The organism is Vibrio sp. Vb339, from assembly GCF_902751245.1.
GTDB lineage: Bacteria > Pseudomonadota > Gammaproteobacteria > Enterobacterales > Vibrionaceae > Vibrio > Vibrio coralliirubri.
On record NZ_CADDIS010000001.1, the window covers coordinates 821766 to 846852 of the forward strand.

The window sequence follows — 25087 nt, forward strand, 5'->3', positions numbered from 1 at the left end:
CAGAGCCTAAGCAGCCGTAGAGGCGCCGTTTAAGACTTTTGCACCGCGTAGCATAGCTTCGATTAATTCACCCGCGTTGAACTTCTCAAGAGCTTCATGCGCCCCCACCTGATTGGCACGGTCAACACAGATCTCACTGGATAGTGAGGTATGCAAAATACAGTAAGCGTGACTTAAAGCGCTGTCGTTTTGCACTTCAAATGCAAGCTCATAACCATCTAATCCCGGCATCTCGATATCACTCACCAGAAGATCAATGGCATTGCCAGCGCTGGCTTGGCGTCGCATCAGGTCGATGGCATCTAAGCCGTTGTTACAAATGCTGTAAGGGATGTTGATGCTGTCTAAGGCATCTGATAACTGTTTACGCGCAATCAAAGAGTCATCCACCAATAAGATGTTCAACGCTTTGAGGCGTTCCCTTTCCACATCGGTCAGCATTGGGATGTGCGCATTCTCATAAGCTGGGTAGATCTTAGAAAGCAGCAGTTCCACGTCGAGCATTTGCACAATACGGTCTTCGAAACGTGTAATACCGGTAACAAACACATTGCGACCCACACTCGTGGGTGGAGACTCAATACTCTTCCAGTCGCATTCAATGATTTTATCAATCGAACGAACCAAGAACGCCACAACTGTTCTCAAACAGTCAGTAACGATGAGTACACAATCTTGGTATTCAGCGGGTGTTATCGGGCGGAAGCCAATCGCAGCGGACATATCAATAACTGGAACCGTAAGGTCGCGGATAGTCACTGTACCAATCACGTGATGATGGGAGTAGGGGATCTGAGTCATCGGCTGAAAAGGGACGATTTCTCTGACCTTAAGCGTGCCAATCGCAAAACTTTGAGTGAGGGATAACTTGAACATCAACATTCCCTGTGACTGACTCGCTTTACTGATCGGTTTGGCCATAAGTGGCTCCTACTTAATACGCGCTTAATTTATAAGGATTAATTTAAAGGGAAATGGAAGCCGCAGCAAGTCGCGATGCGGTTTTAATGACCTTTAAGGCAGTTGTTTTCGGTTATAGAGTGAAGAATAGCGGTTCTTGGGTTAAAATCACGCTAAACGCTGGCTGTCGATGAATTTATGTCGATAAGCCGTTAGCGGCAAACAGATTTACAACAGTCAGTTCATTCACGATGTTCTAAGCAATCGTCGTAGGTAAACTGGCCGCAACAAACTGAGAATTATCATGGCAAGAACAGCAGCAGCGCTTCATATTTTGGTGAAGCATAAAGAACTAGCAGAAGACATCATGACGCAGCTTAAAAAGGGCGCTAAATTTCAAACGCTAGCGAAGAAACATTCAACCTGTCCATCTGGTAAGAAGGGCGGCGACCTAGGTGAGTTCAAAAAAGGTCAAATGGTGCCTCAGTTTGATAAGGTTTGTTTCTCTGGCGAGACGCTTGTACCCCACCTTGTGAAAACAAAATTTGGCTGGCACGTCGTGAAGGTTCTTTACAGAACTTAGTTATAATTATGTGTTAGATTGAATAAAAGGAGCGTATATACGCTCCTTTTTTGTATCCATCTGACGCACTTTAAACGCTTATGTAACTTGGTCGTTATAAGGCAACCAAAGTTATGTAGCGGCAGTTTAGTGAATCAATGTTGTTTCGAGATGATCTCTTCGAATAACACTTGGATTAGCTTGCTACCATAGTCGGTGCTCCAGTCTTGCGCCAGTTCTGCAATCAACTGATTGGTTGAAGTTAGGGTAACACCGTGTTTTTCCATTCTTCTTAGTGCTGTTTCATCAGCTAATGTTGTTGGAGATCCAGACCCGTCAACCACGACCTGTACATTGTAACCTTCAGCTATGGCTGTAATCGCTGGATAAACAACACATACATCCGTGGTGATCCCTGCAATGATGATATTTTTGCGCCCAGTTGCTTTAACCGCAGCCGCAAAGTTTTCATCTTTCATGCTATCGACAACTCCTCCTCGAAGAATACGATTCTCGTAAGCTTCTGGTACTGCGTTAATCAGTTCATTAAAAAGAGGGCCTTGTGCTTGATCTTCCATACTCGATGTTAGGATCAGCGGCATCTTGGTCACATGTGCAGCACGAGCTAATGCGACCGTGTTGTTTTTGATCTCTTCTAGGTTAGCTGAGCCAACCCAACCCATGGTGCCGACTTGATGGTCGATCAGTAGCATCACAGAGTTTTCTGGAGTGAATGTTGTAGTATTCATAATGGACTTCCTTTTTTAGTTATTGGTTTACTTGCTGGGATTGCAGTTGTTTTATTCGTCTAACACCTGCGATTAAGTTGCTAGTGCTGCTGTGTAACGATGCTCCGTTACTAATGAAGTCTTGTTTTAATGGGGTTCCCGAGACGATCACAAACTCAGCATTACTCTCTAATGCAGCGACAGCGATTAGCGATGTATTCTTATCAAACACACCTAACTCACCCGCTGATAAGTCTTTACTTCCGACTCTGACAGAGCCATGGCGTACAAAAATAAAGGCTGTTGTCTGTGATGGTTCTCCTGCGTATTGCCATGTGTTTTCGGCATCTTAGTTGATGTGTAAATACGTCATATCAACAGGAGTGAGAGCCTTGCTTTGTTTGCCGTTAAATCGTCCCACAAGCACTTTGGTGGTTGAATGAGCCTCTTCAATAACTGGGAGTTGCTCTTGTTGCTGGGTTGAATAAGTGACAGGCCCCAATTCATGTTCGTCTTCGGGTAAGGCAACCCAGAGCTGAAATGCATCCGCAACTTTGTTGTCCGGATGAACGGTCTCTTTGTGCAGCACTCCTGAACCTGCAGACATGATTTGGATGCCTCCTGCTTCTAATAAGCCTGAATGGCCGCCGGTGTCTTTGTGAGCAATAGCCCCAATCTGTGGATAGCTTATGGTCGCTACGCCTGAATGTCCGTGAAAGTCAAAACCGGCGGTTCCCTTCACATTCGACATTTTAAAGTGGTCCCAAAGCACAAAAGGGTTGAGATCTGTGAGGTTCGATGAACTTACATAGCTCTTTACGGGGCCGTGATTTCGACCATTTCTGATTTCATGTATTTGTCTAATCATTTTGTTAGTCCTTAAATTTGATTGCTGAAAATAATATTAATAAAAGAATCATTACTTGATTAGATGGTATATTTGGTTTTGTTAATCCCATTATTGAGGGTAATAAGGATGAATCTGAATGACATCAAGGTGTTCATTGACGTTGTAGAGGCCGGGAGTTTTGCTGGTGCAGGTAAAGTTTTGGAGATGCCTTCTACGACGGTAAGTAGGAAGGTGCAGATGCTCGAAGCTGACTTGGGCGTTAAGCTCCTTCATAGAAGCACTCGTAAGCTTTCTATGACAGAAGCAGGGCACCAATACTTCCAATCGTGCCAACAACATCTTGCTGCTCTAGAAGAGGCTAATGAACAGATCAAGCAAACTCAGCTAGAGCCGAAAGGCAAAATTCGTATCACGTCGCCATTAGAATTTGCGATTCAATACGTACAACCTTGGATCGTCGAGTTCTTAAATCAATACCCGGATATCAGTATCGAGCTCGATACCTCAGATGACTATGTCAACATGGTGGAAGAGCGAATGGATATCGCGTTTCGCTCGGGGTCGCTGCAAGACTCTTCACTCATTGCGAGAAGGATAGGTCCCAAGAAGAATATCTGTTGTGCTAGCCCAGAGTTCCTGACAAAGACGAGGAAGATTAAAGTGCCAGAGGACCTTCAGAAGGTTAATTGTTTGGTGATGGGCCACTCAATAGCCCATACCCGATGGCATTTTACGAAAGCTGAACAGGCTCATCATGTCGAAGTTACTGGTTTCTATGCGGCGAATGGTGCCAGGTTAATTATTGACTCGGCATTGCAAGGGCTCGGCGTCGCTTATATTCCAATTGCATTAGCGACCCCATACCTGAAAAATGGCCACTTAGTGCCAGTGCTCACTGAATATGACACACCAACCTCAGACATGTTTGTGGTCTATCAATTTCATCGATACATGGCAAAACCGACCCGACTCTTTGTCGATTTTGTGATGGAGAAAGTGACGCCAAATGCGCCTTGGGAAGGTTAATGCGCTTGATTCTGCATTTTGTTTGGATTGTTCGATGTTTGTTTCTGGGCGTTTATCAAGAATATCTCGCCTCAAGGCCATGCCCTTGTAAAGTATGTAACTGAAGTTCTGTCGTAAAACTGTTGTATCATATGCATCGAATGGAGTTTAAATGAGAGCTTATACGCTCTTTTTTGTGACTTTTTTACGCGTTTTAAAGTACTACGGTTGAGTGTTCATCCCAGACGTTATGCGATAATTGGCGCTACGCCCTTAACCATCCGCCGTGACTAATCGGTGGGAGGATGAGGGGGTTTAATGAGTAACTCATATAATAAATACCATTCTTAAGGAAATTTATGCAGCTTTGCCTTTTAGCCTTTGTATTTATCTAGAAAGCTGTAAACGAGTTTGGTAGGAGAACAACATGGAGAGTTCAGCTATGTTAAGCAACCCAGCGACAGATGTCATATTGCATGCCTTTGACTGGTGCTACGCTGACGTAATGAAGAACGCCCCACTGATCCAAGAGTTGGGTTATAAATCTGTTTTAGTATCACCGGCGATGAAATCGCTGCGCGGCCCTAAAGGTTGCGACCGAAATTCTGGCACCCAATGGTGGCAGCGCTATCAACCCCAAGATTATCGTGTGATCGATAATCAACTTGGTGACACGCAAGACTTCACTGCGATGGTGAACACGTTAAAGCAACACGGGCTTCGTACCTATGTAGACGTCGTGTTTAACCATATGGCCAACGAATCGGGTATCCGCGGTGATCTAACGTATCCCAATCAGCAAGACATGGCGTCTTATCAAAAAGATGCTGACTATTATGAATCCATACGTTTGTTTGGTGATCTTTCTGAGCCTTTATTCGATGAAAACGACTTCGTGGAAGCGTTTGGTATCAAGAACTGGAAAGACACGTGGGAAGTGCAAAACGGGCGTATTACCGGTGGCGCGAGCGATCCTGGCCTGCCAACGCTGCTAGATAACGATAATGTGGTGGCACAACAAAGAGCCTACCTAAAAGCACTGAAAGACATTGGTGTGAAAGGATTTCGTATTGACGCGGCAAAGCACATGACACTGGCACACCTACGCAAGGTGTGGACTGATGACATCTGCGAAGAAATGCACATCTTCGGTGAGATCATTACCGATGGCGGTGCGACAGAAGAAGAGTATGAGCTGTTCCTTGAGCCATATCTCAAACACACTCGCTTAGGGGCGTACGATTTCCCGTTGTTCAACACCATCTTCAAAGCATTTGAAGAACAGGGCAGCTTTAAGTCTTTGATTAACCCTTACTGTTTTGGTCAAGCTCTGTCGAATATGCGAGCCATCACGTTTGCGGTAACTCATGATATTCCAAACAACGAGGTGTTTTTGGAGCATGTGATGGATGAAGTGGATGAGCGATTGGCTCATGCTTTCATTCTTGGTCGAGACGGCGGTGTGCCGCTTGTTTACAGTGAACTGAGCACCAGCGGTATTCTGGACAAGAGCGGTCAGCCTCGTTGGCTCAACGACTGGCAAGCGCCTTACATGAAAAACATGATTCAATTCCATAACCATGTTCATGGCGAAGCGATGCGTGTGGTTGAAGCGAATGATGATTTGTTGGTGTTTGTCCGTGGTGATAAAGGCATTGTGGTGATTAACAAGTCGAAACGAAGCAAGACAGCCTCATTAAATTGGACTGGTGCAGTGACCGACTTGTTGTCTGGAGAAGTGTTTGACTGTGTTGGTAAGGAGTTAACCATCAAGGTTGAGCCTAACCAGTGCATGATGCTGACGACCAACTAGATCGAATCTGTTATGAGTTACGTCTAATCGTTTAGAAAGATAAGATTGAAAAGAAAGCCCCGCTACTGGCAATCAGTAAGCGGGGCTTTTTATTTGAAGCTGTTTATTAGTTACTAAACAGAGTGTTAGTTCAACGGTAAAGCGATTAAACCGTAAACTTGTTCAATAGCTCGTCTTGTTGGCGAACATTGTCCGTTTGAACCTGCATTGCTGTGTTCGCTTCTTGAGCTGCGTTGGACACTTGTGTTGAAAGGTCTTTGATCTTAACTGTGTTGTTATTGATCTCTTCCGCTACCAAGCTCTGCTCTTCTGCCGCTGAAGCAATCTGGATGTTCATATCTGAGATGCGTTGAATCGCGTCACGGATACGGTCAAGTGAAGAGTTCGCTTGCTGAGCGCGTTCAACGGCGTCAGTGGCTGTGTCTTTACTTTGGTTCATCGCGTTCGATACTGAGCTTGCACCCGCTTGGAGCTGCTCGATCATGTTGCGGATTTCAGTAGTCGATTCTTGAGTACGTTGCGCCAGAGTGCGAACTTCATCGGCAACGACTGCGAAACCACGGCCTGACTCACCAGCACGCGCCGCTTCAATAGCCGCATTCAATGCCAGTAGGTTGGTTTGGTCTGCAATATCGTTGATTACTTTTAGAATCGTTTCGATGTTGGCTGTTGCTGATTCAAGTACTTGTACTTCGGCAACCGCTTGGTCGATACGTGCTGAAAGGTTATCAATCGCTTGAGTGGTGTCGCTTACGACAGATGTGCCGTCTAGCGTTGCTTCGTCTGCTTCACGGGCTGCCGCTGCTGCGCCTTGAGCATTGTTTGCAACTTCAGTTGCAGTAACCGCCATCTCGTTCATTGCAGTCGCTAACTGTTCAAGCTCTTGCAGCTGGGTATTCATTGCTTTCGCTGACTCGCCCGCACCTTTCACTGTGATCTCAGTACCGCGTTTAATCTCAACACCAATCGCTTTCGATTGAATGATCTGATTTTGCAGATTTTCGGTAAAGGTATTGAAGCCTTTCGCTAGATCAGAGAACTCTTTGTCTGTGTTGGTATCTAGGCGTTTAGTTAAGTCACCTTGTCCGCTTGCTACGTCTTGAATTGCTTGGTTAAGTGCATCCAGTGGACGCATTAACACACGAATCAGAACTGTTAGAGCAATGATGCTTAGAATCACCGCAATCAATGAGTAGATCATTGAGCTGTTCTTCAATTCTTCAACCGTTTGGAAAGCGATCTCTTCATCAAGGATGGCACCGATGTACCAATCTTCACTTGGGATGTGGGTGAAGTTAACTAGGAACATTTTGCCGTCGACTTCAATTTCTTGAGAGCCTTCACGAATAGTCGCTTGAGGCATGTAGCTCGAAAGCGTTTCACCGTTGTTTTTCGCATTCGGGTGAGCAATCGTGGTGCCGTCCGCTGTTACTAGGAACAGGTAACCCGCATCAAACAAGTTCACTTGGTTGACCAAGGTAGCAAGGTTCGTCAGTTCTAGGTCGTAGAACATACCTGCAGTGAAGCGTCCATTGTCTTTAACTGGCGTCCCCACAGAGATGATGACTTTCTTACTCGATGCATCCACATAAGGAGCGGTAACAACTAAACTGTTTTTGGATTTAGCATCAATGTACCAAGGACGAATTCGCGGGTCGTAATCTGGACCTGCATCCCAACCATCATCATTTTCAATAACGAAACCGTTTGCTTCATAACCAAAACCAACCGCTAGGAAGCTGTTTTTAAGCTTTGGCTTTTCTAGGATTTCTTTAACGTAAGCGCGATCTTCAGGGTTGATCTCGATGACTTCAGTCGTCGATTGAGCCAACGCTTTCTTGGCGTTCATCTCCGATACGACGGTATTTTTCACGCCCGAGACCATCTCTTCTAGGCTCGCATTGACGTGGTTTTCTACTGCACTTCTTACAGTGTAAAGTTGTTGTATTGAAAGCAATGATACTGTCACTAGCAGCAAGGCTGATGATGCAGCAACCACCTTATGGCTAAATTTCATTGAGTTTTCCCCTTCTCACAGGCTTTGCGAAGACTAAAGTTAATCGTGTTTTTGTAATTATATATATCGACTCGATTGAATTTTACTTGAATGTAATTTCACAAAATAGACTACAAAAATACAACAACCTAAACAATACAAAATTCACTAAATCACATATTTGTTACTTTTAGTATTTGGTTCAATGAGTTGGGGAATGGGGCTAGACGTAGTTTAAGGGGGAATTAAGAATGTATTAATTTGATAGTTATGCGTTCAGTTTTCTATTAACAAGAGGCGGGGTGAATAAACGATATGAAATCAAATGATATGCAGAACTTATAAATTAATTGAACTCCAAATAATACTGTGTATATATTTTGTGCTAATAAAAAGCCCCACAAAAGTGAGGCTTTATAAACTGAATCTTTATTGAATTATATAAGTAGTATCTAATTTAGAATATTAGATGCGCTACACCAGCGATAACTGGAAGTGTAATTAACGTACGCAGAATAAAGATAATAAACAGTTCTAAGATGTTCACTGGAATCTTACTGCCTAGAAGCAGAGCGCCTACTTCAGACATGTAGATCAGCTGAGTTACCGACATTGCTGCAATAACAAAGCGAGTCATCTCGTTGTCGATAGAAGCCGCAAGGATTGCTGGGATAAACATGTCCGCAAAACCAACAACAATCGTTTCAGATGCTGCAACCGCTTCAGGAACACCAAGTAGTTCTAGGAATGGAATGAAAGGCTGACCTAGGAATGAGAATACAGACGTGTATTCCGCAATAACCAGCGCCATCGTACCTAGGCCCATAACAACAGGCAGTACGCCAAATACCATATCCACGGCGTTACGGATGCCTTCAGCAAATACTGATTTAGCAGACTTAACTTGTGATGCTTTGCTTACTGCTAGCTCAAGGCCCCAAGAGAATGTTGAGTGACCTGCTGGGATAGCGTCAGCGTCTTTGTGAGGCTTGCTGCCATCAATGAAAGTATCTTTCTTCATGCTTAGTGGTGGAAGGCGAGGGATGATTACCGCTGCCACAATACCCGCTAAACAGATTGCTGCGTAGAAAGGTAGGAACAGGTGCTCTAGTTCTACCTGAGCAATAACCACAAGACTGAATGTGATAGATACTGCTGAGAAAGTCGTACCAACAACCGCAGCTTCACGCTGAGTGTAGAATTTCTTCTCGTACTGTTTGCTTGTAAGCAGGATACCAACGCTGCCGTCGCCTAACCAAGAAGCCATACAGTCAATCGCACTACGACCTGGGAGGTTGAAGATTGGACGCATGATTTTACTTAGTAGCGTGCCAAACAGCTCTAGTAGACCAAAGTTAAGTAGAAGCGGAAGTAGCAAACCAGCAAAGATGAATACTGAGAACAGTGTCGGAAGCAGGCCTTCTAGAACCAGACCACCGGTGTTTTCTTCCCAAATAACCTCAGGGCCAACTTGGAAAAAAGCCATAACGGCTGCAGCACCACCAATTAAACGAACCAGCAACCACAGTGGAGATGGGTTGAAAAGGCCGTTTAAAAATGAATTTGATGTAATGAATGTAGGCTTAAAAATGGTGCTTAAAACTGAAGCTACAGACATGAAAGCAACGATCGCAGTGATGATAGGGACTAGATATTCACCGAAAACCGCTTGAATTGATTTGGCTAAGATAGCTACAGGGATAGTTAGATCACCTTGATAGCTGATTGGCGCCATGAAAAGGAATAAACCAATCAATGATGGGATTAAGAAAACCCAGAAACTGCCTTTAGATTTCTCTGTTTGAGCAGTATTCGTGTTGTTAGACATGTTATTGTTCTCGAATTTCTACACGTAAAAAAGCCACATCCTTGGCATTTTTATTCACTAAACGTCCGTATTTTCTCATTGGGTGCAAGATTACCCAGTATTAATATTGCTTGCAATACTATTCATCAAATATCGCTAAATATTCATGCTGGTTATTCTGCAACGTATTAAGAGTTTAGAATAAAGTGTTGCGGATGTTACGTAGTTTGAGGTTATATTGCCAGATATTTATAAATTGACTGGAGTTTCAGTTCGATAGGTCAAGTATAACCAGTAGCTAAACGCAATAATGAAAGCAAAAGAGGCAGGGAAAGCCAATGCCAAGATTTCGAAGCGTTGGAACAGGCAAGCGCCACTTAAACCGCCAAACAGGAAGCCAACCACAATGAACATCAGCAGTTTGGCTTTACGACGGTCAAAAGGCATCCCCTTTAAGCGAGCGCCAATCATGATCCCCAGATCGGTAATGATCCCGCTCATGTGTGTTGTTCGAATGATCGCCCCGCTGTAAGTGGAGATCATCGCGTTCTGCAAACCACACGCGGCTGAAGCGAAATACTGGCCGGAAGTGTAGCCTTGCAACAGTGCCCACAGCGCCAAGAACAGCAATCCACCCTCAATACATAGCGCAACACCGTAACGGCGTCCTAACTTCAATGCTTGGTTTTCAATAAAGAACCCGCTGAACGCCGCACCTAACATGAAGCTCATGATCACCAATAGGAGGTGAACAGAAGCCGAGGTCGGTGTAAGCAGGCTACTGCCTAGCAAAGACATGGTGCCGGAGATATGGGAGATAGCTTGATGTTGGAAGCCAAGTAAGCCGATAGCATTAACACTGCCAGCAAGGCCGGCTAACAAAAGGGCGCCGTATTCAACCCAGCGAGGTAGCTTAGAAATCATGTGGTTCACCCTGGGTTAAATAGAGGAGCAAGATTATAACGCTAGACAAAAGATACGCTAGCGTTGTGGAGCGTTGATATTTGATCTTAGGCAACAGTATTGCAGTTTGTTTTAATACTGTTGCTCTATAAAGATAACGGTCAATAACGAGATAAAGATTACGCTCAATGACGAATTAGTTGTAATGGCTCATTTGGTGGTCGAATTTAACCCAACCGTGTTTGCGTTCTTCATAAACCGAAAAGCTCGGCAGTGGGAAGTCTTGCTCTTTAAATAATCCGAGCGGGACGATATAAAAATCGGCGGCGGCAACCGACTGCAAAAGCATGGTGGTGCCACACTTGGGACAAAACTGATAGGTGACTTCATTACCCGTATCGCTGATGCGTGAAAAAGAGGTCACTTCACCGCTGAGTGTAACTTGTTCTATTGGGAACCGAGCCTGAACGCCGAACACACTTCCGGTGCGTTTCTGACACTCATAGCAATGGCAGACAGATGTACGTTGAGGTTCGCCTCGGCATACTAGGTTGACTGCTCCACAGCGGCATTCGCAACTTCTGATATTTCTATCTTTAATATGATTGATATCCATCCATGCTCCACTTCTGGTTAACCCTGTATTGATAATTATACTAAAGCCCTTTATGGTCTGCACAACTGGATGAAAACAAAAGAATATAATTGCCCATGAAAAAGAAAATCTTACCTATCCCTCTGATTCTACTGATTCCAATTGTCATGCTGGTTGTGGTGATAGTAGCGGGTATTTATCGCTTTAGCTTAAGTGATGAAGAGATCTTGGCGAAGTTTCCTTCTTCTCAAGTGAGTTATGACTCAGTCGTAGAAACCGTTTTTGATTTGAAGACGACCAACCCATGGACAATTAAAGTTCCTGAAACTAACGCCTACGCTTTTATCAATGAAGTTGATGAGCCTAGAGCCATCGCGTTTGGACGCTATGACTCAGGTGTTGAGCGCGGTGTGGTAACGGTAGACACCAATAATCTTTCAGCCGCCACGCTGGGCAAGGCGAGTTTCTTTGTCGCGCCGATGTGGATATCTAACCAAGGCAGCGGTGTTTTCTATTATCTAGGCCTGTTTAAACATGACCAGCAACGAAGCCGTGTGGTGTTAGTCGACCAACTTTTACTGGGTGATCGTATACAAATTCAGACATTGGAGGTCGCTCAGCAGCCAGATTCGCAATCACAGAATAAACTCACTGGGGAAGGTTTTATCGGCTTTACTCAGCATTCTGCGGAACAATCATTTGCAGAACCCCCTTCTGAAAAGGTGTTAATGAGTTTTTCTTTTGATACGCAATCAATTGGTAAGCAATAACGTTTGCGTGAATGTAAGGATCTGTTGTTTATGTGAGCCAAATTACATATTATCTTAGTTAGATGAATGAAATTTAGACACACTTAGCTTTGTGTCCGCTTATTTTTACAAATGGAGCTTGCGAATGATTAATAAACGTTTTTTTAAGACGAAAGATGAAGTTGAAGTGACCTTCGAGCTAGAAGCTCAGGAAGCGAACTCTGTATCCATCGTTGCTGACTTTCTTGATTGGAAAGCTACCCCAATGAAAAAACTAGCCAAAGGGAAGGTTTACAAGTTTAAAACTCGCCTACCTAAAGATGGCGAGTTTCAATTCCGCTACCTAGTTGATGACCAACAATGGGTGAACGATGCGAACGCTGACCGTTACATCCCAAATGAGTTTGGTGAAGACAACTGCTTAGTGTCGACGGTTAACGCATAGTCTTTGCCTTAAAATCAGCGACTAATTCGCTTCGTTTATTAATTATTCGAAACGGGATAACGTCAACCAATAGAAAGCAGAAACTAGCCGTTTCTGCTTTTTTATTTTTAAATTTAGCGGTTAATTTTATTTCTTGTTGAGTGGCCCTTCATCTACGGCAACTCAATGACTTAGGTTAAGTTGGGCAGATTCACATCATATTATGACAATGCATTGATGATTTATGCGTTTGAAAAGCATATCCTATGCCTTTATATCGTAGAAAGACCTGTTTACCGTGTATTCAAAAATATTTTCCTCTCCGTTTGCCGAGCTTTCACCTGTAAAAAAAGTAGCTATTTTAGGACTGCCGCTTATTGCAGCGATTGGAGTTGCTCTGCAATCTTCGCAATCAAATCTGACGAAAACGATCGAACTTGATCTACCAGACTCAACCGTTATTGAATCAATTCTGTCACCATCTTCTGTTACCGTTATTGAGCCGCCGACATTTGAGTATCAAATTCAATCTGGCGATAACTTGAGTAGTATCTTCACGCAACTTGGATTTTCTTATAAATCGATGATGAGCGTGATGGAAACCGATTTGAACTTCCTTGCTTTAGATACGCTTCGCCCTGGTAATACATTACGCTTTTGGCGTGATGAAGCGACCGGCGACCTTTCTAAAATGGAACTTCAATTTAGCGTCGCAGACAAAGTGGTTTATCGACTGCTTGATGACGGCAGCTACGAATTCGAAGACATTTCTATTCCGGGTGAATGGAAGCAAAAACCTTTAGTCGGTGATATTCAAGGCAGCTTCTCTATGTCGGCGAACAAGGTTGGCCTGAGCAGTCTTGAGATTGACCATATTGTGACTCTTCTTAAAGACAAGCTGAACTTTAGCCGAGATCTGCGCGCTGGCGATCAGTTTGAAGTGCTTCAAAAAGCGCAATATGTTGATGGTGTTGCAACCGGAAAACGTGAAATTGAAGCAATTAAGATCATGAATCGTAACCGCGTTGTATCAGCGTACTTGCACACTGATGGTCAATATTACGATGCCAATGGCGATAGCTTACAACGAGCTTTCCAACGTTACCCTGTGAGCAGTAGCTGGCGCCAAAGTTCTCAGTTTAACCCCAAGCGCTTACACCCCGTGACAGGCCGAGTCTCACCGCATAACGGTACCGACTTCGCGACGCCAATTGGCACGCCGGTTCAAGCAACGGGTGATGGTAAAGTGATTATGACGCGTAAGCACCCGTACGCGGGTAACTATGTGGTCATTCAGCACGGCAGCACGTACAAAACACGTTACCTACATTTGAGTAAGATTCTGGTTCGTAAAGGACAAACGGTATCTCGTGGTCAGCGTATTGGTTTGTCTGGCAAAACTGGCCGAGTGACCGGCGCACACTTGCACTACGAGCTGATTGAACGTGGTCGTCCTGTGAATGCAATGACAGCAAATATCCCGATGGCAGATTCTGTGCCTAAAAAGGAAAAAGCGACGTTTGTAGCAGCAAGAGATGAAGCTGATAATTTGCTAAAGGTCGCGTTAGCCCAAGCTAATAACAGCTAGCCAGATCGTTTAGAGATAACCCTGAATAAGGCTGTTACTCACCAAGCAGCCAACTAAAACCGCGAGAGCATCACTCCGAGTAGAGTCATGTTTTCGCGGTTTTTTTGATCCTAGGTTAAAACAAGGATAGCGGTCTAAGCTAAGGGCTCTGAATGCGTGATATGGCTGACGATAGCTTCTGGCCGCATCGGTGGTGAGTAGAGGTAACCTTGTATCTTGTCACATCCCATAGCGTGCAGCTTTTCCAATTGCTCTCGCTTCTCTACGCCTTCCGCAACTAGTGAAACATCGAGCCTATGAGCAAGCTGAACAATCAACCAAACGACGCTCTCCGATGTTGAGCTAGTCAGCAAGTTACGGATAAAGGTGGCATCAATTTTAATGCAGTCGATAGGGTAGCTGTGGATGTAGTTCAAACTGGAGTATCCCGTACCGAAATCGTCGAGCGCAATGGTGAAGCCTTGCCCTCTCAAAAAGTTAAGTGCCGATTTGGTCTCTTGGGTTGGAGATAACAACACCGTTTCGGTTAACTCAATAACAAACTCTTCAGCTTTAAAGTGATGTTCCTCAATGGTTCGAGTGAGGTAGGAAATATAGCGTTTCGAGTCGGTAAGCTCATGAGCGGAACAGTTTATCCCAAGCTTAACCTTGTAACCTAAGCCTTGCTCTAAGGTGGTTTTAGCGCGACACACTAACTCAATAATACGCTCACCTAGCTCGACAATCAGCCCAGACTCTTCAGCCACTTGAATGAATTCCACAGGCGATATATCACCGTGTCTGGCGGTTTTCCAGCGAGTCAGTACCTCGAAGTATTCCCATTGTGTATCACCTTGACTGACAATTGGCTGCACAACCACGTACATACCATTGCCACTAGGTACATAATTATTTGAAATTGGGTTTTCAAGCTCATTTCGTAAAGCGGCGACTAACTCAGCCTTTCTTTGGTAGCGTACCCTTAGATGGGTGTCATAACATTGAATGTGAGTATCTTGGCTATGTTTGCACTCTTTAAGCGCTAAACTGGTGTTGAAGATGATCTGCTCAATGTCTTTGATGTCTCCGTCTGAGCGCGCAATACCAATGCTGAGATTGACATCGATCTTGATATCGACACTGCTGTAACCTTGTTTAATCTTAGCCAATATTTGTTCGCAAACGGATATTGGATCGGAATGGTAGGTAATGAAGGCGAACTCGTTGCCAGCAGTCCGGAAAGTCAGGTTGCTTTCGGGTAAGGTTCGACGCAAGGTTTCTGCGACAAATTGAAGCACTTTATCGCCAATATAATTGCCGTGCATGTCATTGATGGCTTTGAAGCTATTGATATCGAGTAAAGCCAATGTAAACGGAGTGACGCTCTGTTGAGTAATAGACTCTAAGGTATCTGATAGACAGCTTCGGTTGAGCAACCCGGTTAGGCTGTCGTGTGACACCTCATAACTAAGCTGATTTACAAGTTGTTCGGAGCGATCGTTAAACCACATTTCACGTAAGGTGTGAATGATGATGTCGGCGAACAATTGATGATGCTTTATTACGTCTTGCTGCTGATCAGGACTAAGAGGCGAGGTAAACGTTGAAAACAGCACGCCCATCACTTCGCCACTTTGAGTTCGAGTCGGGATCGCGATGGAGTTTTGTGAGGTGATTTCCTGCCTAAATGCCGATGTTGGCAATGACTGGACTACATACTGAGCAAACGAGCAATCTGGGTGTCTTTGATTGACGGCTTGTTGGTAGATGTGACCATGGCGCGCATTGATTTTGTCATGCAATACATGGTCAGAATGGGCGATCACCAAGGGAACGATTTGGTCAGGGAAGTGCTTCTTCTCAATGATGCTAGTGTATTGAGTATCAAAGGTCTGATGTAAAGTAAGCACAGCTGACTCTAAAAGGTCGATACCTTCCAATTTCAGCAAACGGCCAATGCGCTCTGTGTCTATCATGCTGTTGTGCGTATGTTGAGTCATAGTCACCATCCCTAGTTAACCAGATTCACGGTGTAAGCGGTATACGTATTATCTTGTATATGTGCGAACTTGTACAATCTATATGCGTCAAGTTTATTATCGGCCGTGTCGTATAACTTTTCAAATTAAAATGTGACTTATTTCACAGAGCTTGCGTGCTACGCTCTTTGTCTAGTCTATCTTTCAGATGGTCCAAAAAGAGCTTGGTTCGCGTGTGTGAGTAATCAAGCTTAGGGTAGTACGCGTAAACCATCACTTCGTCGGCAGTAATATTTGGCAATACTGGAACTAATGTCCCTTGTTTTAGATCCTCTTTGATCATCGCTTTGATGGTTAACAGTACGCCCATTCCTCGCTTCGCAGCATGAAACAAAGCCTCTGGATTGGTGGTAGCAAAGTTACCATTGAGGGTGATGCGTTGCCCTTTGGTAAGTGTGACTTCTCGGGTAGGGCGCTCTCCCCAAATTAAAGAGTTGTGTTGTTCTAAGTCCTGCTCGTTGGTGGGGTAACCATGTTTAGCTAAATAGCTTGGCGCTGCATAGAAGCTGGCTTTGTGTTCAAACAGCGGTGTTTTCTTGAAGCTTAACGAGTTGAGCTGTTCCAGTTCGCGACTGATTACCAGATCCAAGCCCAGTTCTGGCAATTGCCCTGGCGTGGTCGTGATCAGCTGCACCTTAATGTCCGGATACTTTTCTAAGAAGTCGTCCATGTATTGCACGAGAAACTTAGATCCAACCGCAATCGTCGCGCCTATCTTTAACAGGCCTGCTGGGGTTTGGTTAACCGAGCGAGTTTCATCAATTATGGACTGCCAATTATCGAGCTGATCCTTGGCTCGCAGGTAAAAGAGTGCGCCGGCTTCGGTTTGGCTAATTGAGCGTGTGGTGCGCTTTAACAGTTGAGTGCCAATACGTTCTTCTAGCCAGTTGACTCTTTTGCTGATCGCCGAGCTGGTGGTGTTTAGTTTTCGAGCTGCACCATTGAAGCTGCCTTCTTCGACTACTCTGACGTAGCTTTTTACGTTAAGAATCCAATCCATATTATTTCCTGTTGGGACTTAATAAAATTCCAATTTAGCTAATTATCAATTATTGGTTTTGAATGTAAACTCATCTAATGAACAAATATCAAACGAATAGGGATTTTTTTGAGCCAATCGACCTTTAAAAAAACGCCGTTACTCTTAGCAATGATGATTATTGCTACGGGGCAGGTAGGTGTGAGCATCTACTTGCCAGCATTGCCGTTAATTGCTTCTGACTTAAGTACTACTCAAGTAGATGTACAGCTGCTCGTCACGCTGTTTCTGGTGGGTTTTGGCTTGTCTCAGCTATTTTACGGACCAATGTCTGATGCGGTGGGAAGAAGACCTATCTTCTTGTTAGGTCAGGGTGTTTATTTGATTGGTACAGTCATTTGTGTTGTGTTTTCTGACAATATGACGGCGCTAGAAGTTGGTCGCTTGCTGCAAGGTTTAGGGGCGGGTAGTGCCTCGGTTCTTGGACGAAGTGTGCTTCGTGACAGCTATGATGGTTCACAGCTTACCAAAGCGTTGTCTTATATATCGATCACCGCGTCGATCATGCCGATCATTGCGCCGGTATTCGGTGGTTGGATTTCATTTCACCTCGGTTGGCAGGCGGTATTCCTGTTCGTTTTATTGTATCTACTAGCGATATTCACACTGGGTTACTTTGTTCTGCATGAAACTCTACCATACGGAAAGAGCCGCTTTGATGCCTGCCAAGTTGTGAAGAACTACGGGCGCTTGTTGACCAATCGCCAAGTGTTGACCAGTGCCAGTTACAACTGGATGAGCTACATGGCAAGTTTGGTATCGCTGTCGTTGTTTCCATTCTTAATGCAAGAGCAATTGGGATTGACCGCCGCTGAATATGGTTCATTGATGATTGTTCCTTCGGCGGGCTTACTGATAGGTAGTGTCGCCTTAAACTTACTCAATCGTAGGTTTAGTACGCCCCAATTGATGAGCCTAGCAATTTTGATTATCTTGGCGTCGGGAACTTGGCTTCTTACTCATGAGTTATCCATCTTTAACTTGGTTTGGGCGTTTACTTGGTTGGCGATAGCACAAGGCATCTCGTTCCCATTATCAATCAGCATGTTATTAGAACCTCATAAGAAACAAGCGGGCGCAGTGTCGGCATTGTCTGGCTCAATTCAGATGTGTTTAGCGGGTTTATTGGGTGGGTATCTAGTAGAGAGTTGGGTCACGACTCATCTACAGTTAGGCGTGTTCTACCTCATTATTGGCGCAGCAATGGGCGGAGTGCTTTGGTCTTCAACCAAAATGAACAGCAAAGGCGATACTGTTGAAGTGGAATATAGCTAAACACTAAATTCACTATCGTTTAACGCACCATCGTTAATACGTTGTATTTGTGCTGATGGTTTTCTACAATGCTTCGGTCCATTGAATAGGTAAAAACAAAATGCAGCAAAATGAATTTGAAGTACTGGTAAAAGCTATCTGCGCACTAGATGGCCTGCCTCAAGCGCTTGAGCTATTGAAATCCAATGAGGATACAGAAGTCGCTGAGGCTGCTGCATCACTGACTGGTCAATTTGCACTTGCTGAAGTGGAAGGCGAAAAGCGTATTTACCACGTGACGCTTCAAGAAAATGAACAAGGCGAAGAGCAAGAGTACATCGAACATGTCATGAATGAAGGCGATGACTTAATCAAATTTGCAGCTTGGTTCTTTGAAACAATGTTTGAATTGAAGCAAAAAGACACATACCAAATTGCCGGTAAAACTTACAGACAGCCGAAGCGCAGCTAGGTTTCTCAGTAAAGTATTTTAGAAAGCAGCTCTCTTGAGCTGCTTTTTTTATCAGTGTCTAAACTAATGTCTTGGATTGTTATTAGGAATGGAGCATTAAGTTCAAATCGGAATTCAGGTTAACTTATTGATATACAAATACAATGCTGATTAGCACACAGACAAAATTAAGCTAATTGCAAATCAATACTTAATATTGCATTAAAGTGTGATTTAGATCTTGTTTTTGGGCGTTTTAAGTGTAAAATCCGCGCTAAAGAAAGTTGATTATGTGCGGAGATAAGCATGAATTACGAACTAGGCCACGCATACCTTGGTCAAATGGCAGCAAAAAATATGATGCACGAAGCATTGTACGGCACTTCAAAGCCAAAGAAACCATCGTTCTTTAAGCGAATGATGAAGAAAATGGCTAAATAAGCATTTTTAAAAACGGAATTTTAAAAGGCCTTAAACTCGATGAAGTTTAAGGCCTTTTTCGTTTTAGCGATTGGTGAACGTTATCGCTTTGTTTTGTTGTGGATGGACACAAAAAACACTAATTAAGCTTCTGACTAATGGCTTTTAATGAATTCAGCCAGCAGATTGATTGGATAAGTCGACCACATTATTAGGGATGCTATCTAAGCCATTCTCTTTCATCCACGCTTCTAAGTTGTCGGCACCACCGATGTATTTACCATCAAGCCAGATCTGCGGGACGGTGACCGGTGTTTTCTCACCAATGTGTGCTTTTACCTCTGGAATCATACGGTACAAAGCGGCGCTGTCTTTTACGACATCGTGGTATTGGTATTCGACACCCGCTTCATCCAGCACTTTCTTCGCCTTGACGCAGAATGGGCAGGTCGCCTTACCATAAACGATGTTGCCTTTTAGGCTGTCTCGTTTGGTCCACTCTTTAATCACAGATTGAACCAAGACTCCGCGATTCAGCGCTTCACCTTGGCTGACAACCTTGCCTTCAACAACAAGGATTGGAGCATGCCAAGAGCCTAGTTTTAGCGGCTCCCACCAGTGAGACAACCAATCTTTCACTTCCAATTCGACATCGACATCGGCCAATTCATTCTCAAAAGTATCCTTCAGAATGTCTTTGGTAAGGGTACATTCCCCACATGGGATATTAACTTTAAATGGACCCCAGCTGCCTGCCCAACGGTATAGTGTAATCTTGACTGGTTTCTTCATGGTTACGGCCTCGTTTGAATTCTCTTATCCATATAGAACGGACAGTCGAACTATTTATTTCACCAACCTTAAACTTTCTTCACTTTTGAAGGTTTTTTGGTTTCCCAGTGCGTTATAAATGCAACTGACGCAATAATAATAGCAGCACCTAGCCATAAACGACCCGGTGGAACCCAACTAAACACAATCCAACCGGCTAAAACATTTAGCGGCAATTTGGCGTGGTCAAATGGTTGCACAAACGAAGCATCAGCGACCGAGTAGGCTTTTACAATCGCCCATTGAGCGAGTGCCGTCATAACCCCGATAACAATCAAGATAGCCCAAATTGTACCGCCGCTTGGCGTCTGCCAGTCTGGCGCGGCAAGCAGGATGTTAAATGGTGTGATTAATAGCAGCAGGTACACCACCATGGTTGAAGGGCTGTCTTGCGAAGATAGCTTTTTCACCATGAGTGAGTAGCATGCCCAGAAGAAAGCGGCACCGACTGGTAATAACGTTGCCCAGTTAAAATCTGCAGCCCACGGCTCTAGAATCACCATCGCACCCACGAAGCCTGCTAAGGTCGCGCCCCAGCGAGCAGCCCCAACTTTTTCTTTTAAGAAAAGCCCTGAGCCTATGGTTGCGAACAATGGCGACGTCATGAGAAGGGCAATGCCTTGCCAAATAGGTACTGGGTAAGCCAGTGCCCATATCCAAAGTTGAATACCAATAACCGATAAGAAGACACGGAATATGTGCAATTTGAGGTTATCGGTTTTTAGCGCACGGCGAATGCCCAGCGTTTTCAGATAAGGAAGAATAGCGAACAACGCGATGGCGTATTGAATAACGGCGACGGTGGTAGAAGTAAGTCCGAAATGAATGCTAGCAATTTGAGTTAGGCTGTTAATAACGGCAAAGGCTAGGCCTGCGGTTAGCATCCAGCTAGCGCCTTGGATCGGATGGTGTTGTGACATGATGCTTCTAATTATTTGATGTGGTCCACCTATGATACGGATTTAGCACCACTTAACCAGAAAAAGCATTGATGAAGTTAGTCAGAATATTTGAATATGAAAAAGGTTGAGCTATTGCCCAACCTTTTAGTCTGTATCTAAAGTCGATTTAGATTAGAAGTCGTAGCGAATACCAGCTTGTAGTTGGTCATCTAGGTCGTCTAGTTGTTCAAATTTGTAGCCTGCGTATGTACGGATGTGGCCGTTGAATTTATACACAGCTTCGATAGCAAAGTTGTTTGCTTTTTCTTCATCTGCTTTATCTAACTCACCGTAGTTGTATACGCCAATTAATGATAGCTGTTTAGTTGCTTTGAAGATGGCTGAAAGCTCGTAGCCTGTGTAATCGTCATCTTCAACTGAAGCCATAGTGTATAGGCCACCAACAGTAAACGCATCCATAGAGAACTGAGCTACAAGGTTGATTTGATCGTCATCGAAGTTACCATTCTTTTGAGAAACATAACCTGCACCAAGGTCAAAAGCGCCTAGGTTGTACATAGCAGCGAGGCCAAAACTATCTGCATCTTTTTCGTTTGCGGCAATGTAGTTAGCTTGTACTGTCAACGCGTCAAACTCACCAGAGTAAAGGAAGTTATTCTCACGCTTATCTTTGTTGCCATCAACGGCATCAGCAGCATCTGCACCAAATGTAGCCATTGTATCTGTAATGTCAGTTAACATTACCTGTGCAGAATCTTGCTTACCGTAAGAGAACTCACCAAAGTTTGTACCAAGACCAGCGTAGAAATAACGGTTAGTAAGTGAATCTGTTTTTTCGCCATTTACACCAACTGCCGTATCTCCAGTAAATTCAGCTTCATACTTACCGAAACCGTATAGCTCATCAGAAACTTGAGTTTTACCAGATATATTTAGACGAGCTCGTGACTTATCTTTGAAAGTGCTATCAGATGCACTTTCATTATTGTCAGAGATGTTGAAGCGAGCTTCAGCACGACCACCAATCTTAAGCTCAGTACCATCAGAGCTGTAAACTGTTGCTGCTAGAGATGAACCTGAAACTAGTGCCGCTACCACTGCAGAAGCTAGAACTGCCTTTTTCATAATCACTTACCTTGTATTTTAAAATCCGTGAGCAATGTGCTCTCCGTTTCGATATGAAGCTAATTTAGAGCAGATAAATTAAGCTTTCATTTCCATAAAATTACATTTTCGTGAATGGGGAACTTTTTTAAGTGTTGATTTTATTGCATTTTTATTTCATGCGATTAAGTGTTCTATGAATAGATATACAAGTTGCGTGTATTTCAAAGGTCACATTGACAAGTTTTACCTTGGATTTACGGATGTCGATGGTGATGAATTTTGGTAGCGCTTGAGGGCTTGTTAATCTGATTAACTGCTTGTACTGGTTAGGATATCCTCTATGATGCAAAAACTTAGAAGAGAATAGATTCTGCTCAACAAGATGGAGACGTTGGATGAAAACAGAGTACTTAGGCGATGTTTTACAAGGTAGGCAGGTTATTGGCTCCTTGAATGTTGAAGACCTACCCGTTGGAGAGCACCAGTTTTGGTTTCAAGTCACCAGTGATGGGCTAGGGCAACCTAAGAACATGCCGGTTTCTGTTTTCAAAGGCAGTCAAGAAGGTCCTAAGTTGATGATCACCGCCGGTATTCACGGTGATGAGCTAAACGGAGTGTTGGCTGCACAGCAAATTATCAGGGACTTAGTCGGTAAAACGCTCAAAGGTACGGTAACGATTGTGCCTACTGTGAATTTGTCTGGCTTGCTGAACCATAGCCGTGATTTCATCTCTTCGGATCCGGGCTCTTGTCCTGCTAATCTTAATCGACTCTTTCCGGGTGATGCTAATGGCTTGGCAGCGGAGCGCTTTGTTGCGTCTTTGTGGGAGCGTTTGCTTAAGCATAATGCCACCTTCGCCGTTGATCTCCACACTCAGACTCGTGGTGCAGTCTACCCACTTTATGTGTTTGCTGATTACCGTATAGAACAATGTTTGGAGATGGCGAGGCTGATGCAGCCCGATTGTGTTCTGAATGACCCTGGCGACCCAGGTATTTTAGAAACAGTTTGGAATCGAAGTGGAATTCCGAGCATCACGGTGGAAGTTGGGATGGGGAAATTTACTCAGCCTGACATGATTCAACGAGCGGTAGACGGTGTTTTTAACATGCTGTCTTATTATGAAATGTTCGAGATTGAAATAAATCATCCCGAGAACATGCAACTGCCGAGCATGGATTGGATAGAGGGTAATGATGTGGTTTCTATCCGCGCTGATATTGGTGGCTTTGTATTGCCGCAGGTTGAGCTTCTACAGAGCGTAGAACAAGATGATTTATTGGCCATTCAATATGACGCTTTTGGTAATGAGTGTCGCCGTTATCACGCGCCGTCTGCTGGACGTGTCCTTAGCTATAACGTGGATGCGTTAAGGGAGCCGGGTGCGCTTGTTTGTCGCTTGCTAAGTTAAGGCTCAGTCGGTTGGACGTTTCCGTGTTAATGCACTGTGTTGCTATCTAAAACACGTAAAAAAAAGACCGAGCTAGGCTCGGCCAAAGGACAGTTGTCTAGAGTAAGCACGTCTTGGACTCATCGAGAGAACTGCTTTTAGAGTAGCGAGGCTAGATTAAGAATCCATTGCAAGATAGTGACACTTCGACTGCTTTTCTATTTCAAAAATAATATTGAAAACATTATCTTAACCTCATCAAAAAGCCGACTGCGAGTTACGCGAGTCGGCTTTTTATTACTTCTCTTTCGAATCTTTATCTCTATCTACACTCGATTAAAAAGCGTCATCCACGATCTCTTTTAATCGGTCGTAAGGCACGTATCCCGGTAAGACCTGCCCGTTCATCATTAATGTTGGTGTGCCAGTTAAACCCAATGCGCTAAAGGTTTGGTGGTTGGTCATTAGCGTGTTGCTTTGTTCTGTGGTGGTGTCTAGTTGTGCTTCTGTTCCTGTCTTCTTGGCTACAGCTTGCAGTGACGATTTTGTGTGGCTACCGCTTTTCGCCATTAATAGTCGGTCTACTTCTGGGAACGCTTCTGGATTATCTTTCCATACTTTCATCGCGTATAGCGCTGCGTTGGTGTTTAGACCCGAAACCTGTTGCTGCTTAAATGATAGGTAGACATTGATGACCTTAATGTCGCTATTTTCAGAGGTCAGTTGAGTTAACCCTTTTTCTAAGCGCTTACAGAAAGGACAGTTGTAGTCGGTAAAATTAACGATGACCGATTTGCCATCTGGATTGCCAAGGATCGGATGAGCGTCATTGTTGTATAACCAATCATGGCTTTCCGCTTGGGCTTTCTTCGCTTGCTCTTGACCTGCTACGTACTGCTCTAAACTGGTATGCAATCCAGAGATCGTCGATGGGTTTTCCTTCAGGAATTGATTAATTTCTTCAAGTTGTTGAGTTTGTTCTTTGTTTAATTCTGCGAAGGCATTAGTACTCATTAGTGAGCCTAAAATCAGTGTGCTTATCAGATGCTTTTTCATATTGTCTTTTCTCTAATTCGTGATAATCGTGAGCGCTTATTGGGTTGCGCTCACATTAATATTGTTTGTTAAACTGGCTGAGTCGGTTTATTCACTTAGCTTTGCTCTGTTTTTCTTTGTGAGCGAGTTAGGCAAAGTAGGTTCTTAACCACAGCCCTATAGGAGAAGTAACGCCTGTTGCGATACTGCTAATCTTTCCGTCTTTGATGATGACGATGCTTGGAGTGACATTAACGCCCCAACTTCTGCTGATTGATCCAGAAAGATCATTGATAACAGGGAAGTCATACTCTTTTGCATCCAAGTAGCGCTGGACACGTTCGTCTGGACCAGACGATAGAGCGACCGAAACCACCTGATGGGAATCGCTGAAGCTATTGACGGTTGGGCTTACAAATTTGCAGGCACCACACCAAGTCGCCCAAAAATAGACAATGACTGGCTTACCATTTTTGCTTAGCTCAATAACATCAATACCTTCGCCTTGGAGCGACTGACCCACAATAGGAATCGCGTCGCCTTGAGGCATGCTTCTGCTGTGATAAAAGTCCATGGCAAATGAAACCACGCCAACGATCAATATCATTGAAACCAGTTCCTTTCCCCACTTCTTAAGACGACTTGGCTTTTTGGCCTCACCCTTTACAGCGTTGTCTTCAGTCGTGCTAGATTTCTCTTCATTGTTGGGAGTCTTCATC

The 25087-nt window shown here is 44.1% G+C and carries 24 protein-coding genes and 1 pseudogene; 10 read left to right on the forward strand and 15 right to left on the reverse strand.

The features are described 5' to 3' along the window. Positions 1-6: 6 nt before the first annotated feature. The gene (locus HRQ85_RS03655; RefSeq protein WP_017062751.1) at positions 7-921 is read right to left on the reverse strand and encodes a chemotaxis protein; all 915 of its coding nucleotides are present in this window, start codon (positions 919-921) and stop codon (positions 7-9) included. 283 nt (positions 922-1204) lie between these two features. Between HRQ85_RS03655 and ppiC the strand changes: the two genes are divergently transcribed. Next, positions 1205-1483, forward strand: coding sequence for a peptidylprolyl isomerase PpiC (gene ppiC / locus HRQ85_RS03660; protein ID WP_017062750.1), 279 nt, complete (start codon positions 1205-1207; stop codon positions 1481-1483). Between the two features lie 134 nt (positions 1484-1617). Here the strand turns inward: ppiC and HRQ85_RS03665 are convergent, their stop codons facing one another. The 3 genes and pseudogenes from HRQ85_RS03665 to HRQ85_RS26180 form a co-directional block, all read right to left on the reverse strand. Beyond that, on the reverse strand, positions 1618-2211 hold the full coding sequence (locus HRQ85_RS03665; protein ID WP_172378736.1) for an isochorismatase family protein: 594 nt from the start codon (positions 2209-2211) through the stop codon (positions 1618-1620). Between the two features lie 19 nt (positions 2212-2230). Next, positions 2231-2494: pseudogene (locus tag HRQ85_RS26175) on the reverse strand (pirin family protein); the annotation flags it as partial. Between the two features lie 45 nt (positions 2495-2539). Continuing rightward, the gene (locus HRQ85_RS26180; protein WP_301540141.1) at positions 2540-3058 is read right to left on the reverse strand and encodes a pirin family protein; all 519 of its coding nucleotides are present in this window, start codon (positions 3056-3058) and stop codon (positions 2540-2542) included. 108 nt (positions 3059-3166) lie between these two features. Between HRQ85_RS26180 and HRQ85_RS03675 the strand changes: the two genes are divergently transcribed. Both HRQ85_RS03675 and HRQ85_RS03680 read left to right on the forward strand, forming a co-directional pair. Continuing rightward, positions 3167-4066, forward strand: coding sequence for a LysR family transcriptional regulator (locus tag HRQ85_RS03675; protein ID WP_172378737.1), 900 nt, complete (start codon positions 3167-3169; stop codon positions 4064-4066). 406 nt (positions 4067-4472) lie between these two features. Continuing rightward, positions 4473-5858, forward strand: coding sequence for an alpha-amylase family glycosyl hydrolase (locus tag HRQ85_RS03680; protein ID WP_172378738.1), 1386 nt, complete (start codon positions 4473-4475; stop codon positions 5856-5858). Between the two features lie 145 nt (positions 5859-6003). Here HRQ85_RS03680 and HRQ85_RS03685 read toward each other — a convergent pair whose 3' ends face one another. The 4 genes from HRQ85_RS03685 to HRQ85_RS03700 all read right to left on the reverse strand — a co-directional run bounded on the left by HRQ85_RS03685 (position 6004) and on the right by HRQ85_RS03700 (position 11243). Then, positions 6004-7875, reverse strand: a complete 1872-nt coding sequence (locus HRQ85_RS03685; protein ID WP_048610713.1) for a methyl-accepting chemotaxis protein — start codon at positions 7873-7875, stop codon at positions 6004-6006. Positions 7876-8311: 436 nt separating this feature from the next. Then, positions 8312-9682, reverse strand: a complete 1371-nt coding sequence (locus tag HRQ85_RS03690) for a YjiH family protein (protein WP_048609722.1) — start codon at positions 9680-9682, stop codon at positions 8312-8314. A gap of 228 nt (positions 9683-9910) precedes the next feature. Continuing rightward, positions 9911-10585 carry a YoaK family protein gene (locus HRQ85_RS03695; RefSeq protein ID WP_172378739.1) on the reverse strand — a complete coding sequence of 225 codons (675 nt, stop codon included), beginning with the start codon at positions 10583-10585 and terminating at the stop codon, positions 9911-9913. Positions 10586-10760: 175 nt separating this feature from the next. Then, complete coding sequence (locus tag HRQ85_RS03700; protein WP_170926836.1) at positions 10761-11243, reverse strand: GFA family protein; 483 nt, start codon at positions 11241-11243, stop codon at positions 10761-10763. 32 nt (positions 11244-11275) lie between these two features. On the opposite strand from HRQ85_RS03700, the gene HRQ85_RS03705 reads away from it, so the two are divergent. From HRQ85_RS03705 to HRQ85_RS03715, 3 genes are all read left to right on the forward strand, one after another. Further along, positions 11276-11929, forward strand: a complete 654-nt coding sequence (locus tag HRQ85_RS03705; protein WP_172378740.1) for a hypothetical protein — start codon at positions 11276-11278, stop codon at positions 11927-11929. Between the two features lie 124 nt (positions 11930-12053). Further along, on the forward strand, positions 12054-12353 hold the full coding sequence (locus tag HRQ85_RS03710; RefSeq protein ID WP_009845720.1) for an isoamylase early set domain-containing protein: 300 nt from the start codon (positions 12054-12056) through the stop codon (positions 12351-12353). Positions 12354-12630: 277 nt separating this feature from the next. Beyond that, entirely contained in the window at positions 12631-13920 is a 1290-nt protein-coding gene (locus tag HRQ85_RS03715; protein ID WP_172378741.1) for a peptidoglycan DD-metalloendopeptidase family protein, read from the forward strand. 134 nt (positions 13921-14054) lie between these two features. On the opposite strand, the gene HRQ85_RS03720 is transcribed toward HRQ85_RS03715, so the two are convergent. Beyond that, entirely contained in the window at positions 14055-15899 is a 1845-nt protein-coding gene (locus HRQ85_RS03720) for a putative bifunctional diguanylate cyclase/phosphodiesterase (RefSeq protein WP_048614759.1), read from the reverse strand. Between the two features lie 142 nt (positions 15900-16041). Continuing rightward, on the reverse strand, positions 16042-16938 hold the full coding sequence (locus HRQ85_RS03725; protein WP_048610723.1) for a LysR family transcriptional regulator: 897 nt from the start codon (positions 16936-16938) through the stop codon (positions 16042-16044). Between the two features lie 108 nt (positions 16939-17046). On the opposite strand from HRQ85_RS03725, the gene HRQ85_RS03730 reads away from it, so the two are divergent. The 3 genes from HRQ85_RS03730 to HRQ85_RS26375 all read left to right on the forward strand — a co-directional run bounded on the left by HRQ85_RS03730 (position 17047) and on the right by HRQ85_RS26375 (position 19123). After that, positions 17047-18252, forward strand: coding sequence for a multidrug effflux MFS transporter (locus HRQ85_RS03730; RefSeq protein ID WP_172378742.1), 1206 nt, complete (start codon positions 17047-17049; stop codon positions 18250-18252). Positions 18253-18352: 100 nt separating this feature from the next. Beyond that, positions 18353-18703: a hypothetical protein gene (locus HRQ85_RS03735; protein WP_017057980.1), complete on the forward strand. Its 351-nt coding sequence runs from the start codon at positions 18353-18355 to the stop codon at positions 18701-18703. 285 nt (positions 18704-18988) lie between these two features. Continuing rightward, complete coding sequence (locus HRQ85_RS26375; protein ID WP_010431176.1) at positions 18989-19123, forward strand: hypothetical protein; 135 nt, start codon at positions 18989-18991, stop codon at positions 19121-19123. A 153-nt stretch (positions 19124-19276) separates the two neighbouring features. Here HRQ85_RS26375 and HRQ85_RS03740 read toward each other — a convergent pair whose 3' ends face one another. From HRQ85_RS03740 to HRQ85_RS03750, 3 genes are all read right to left on the reverse strand, one after another. After that, a complete protein-coding gene (locus HRQ85_RS03740; protein ID WP_172378743.1) occupies positions 19277-19894 on the reverse strand; it encodes a glutaredoxin in 618 nt (205 codons plus the stop codon). A 68-nt stretch (positions 19895-19962) separates the two neighbouring features. Then, positions 19963-20853, reverse strand: coding sequence for a DMT family transporter (locus HRQ85_RS03745; protein WP_172378744.1), 891 nt, complete (start codon positions 20851-20853; stop codon positions 19963-19965). 153 nt (positions 20854-21006) lie between these two features. Then, positions 21007-21960, reverse strand: coding sequence for a porin (locus HRQ85_RS03750; protein WP_172378745.1), 954 nt, complete (start codon positions 21958-21960; stop codon positions 21007-21009). A gap of 377 nt (positions 21961-22337) precedes the next feature. On the opposite strand from HRQ85_RS03750, the gene HRQ85_RS03755 reads away from it, so the two are divergent. Then, positions 22338-23354: a succinylglutamate desuccinylase/aspartoacylase family protein gene (locus HRQ85_RS03755; RefSeq protein ID WP_050647845.1), complete on the forward strand. Its 1017-nt coding sequence runs from the start codon at positions 22338-22340 to the stop codon at positions 23352-23354. Between the two features lie 315 nt (positions 23355-23669). Here the strand turns inward: HRQ85_RS03755 and HRQ85_RS03760 are convergent, their stop codons facing one another. Continuing rightward, positions 23670-24389 carry a DsbA family protein gene (locus HRQ85_RS03760; protein WP_048610734.1) on the reverse strand — a complete coding sequence of 240 codons (720 nt, stop codon included), beginning with the start codon at positions 24387-24389 and terminating at the stop codon, positions 23670-23672. Between the two features lie 127 nt (positions 24390-24516). Next, on the reverse strand, positions 24517-25086 hold the full coding sequence (locus HRQ85_RS03765) for a protein disulfide oxidoreductase (protein ID WP_172378746.1): 570 nt from the start codon (positions 25084-25086) through the stop codon (positions 24517-24519). Between the last annotated feature and the right edge of the window lies 1 nt (position 25087).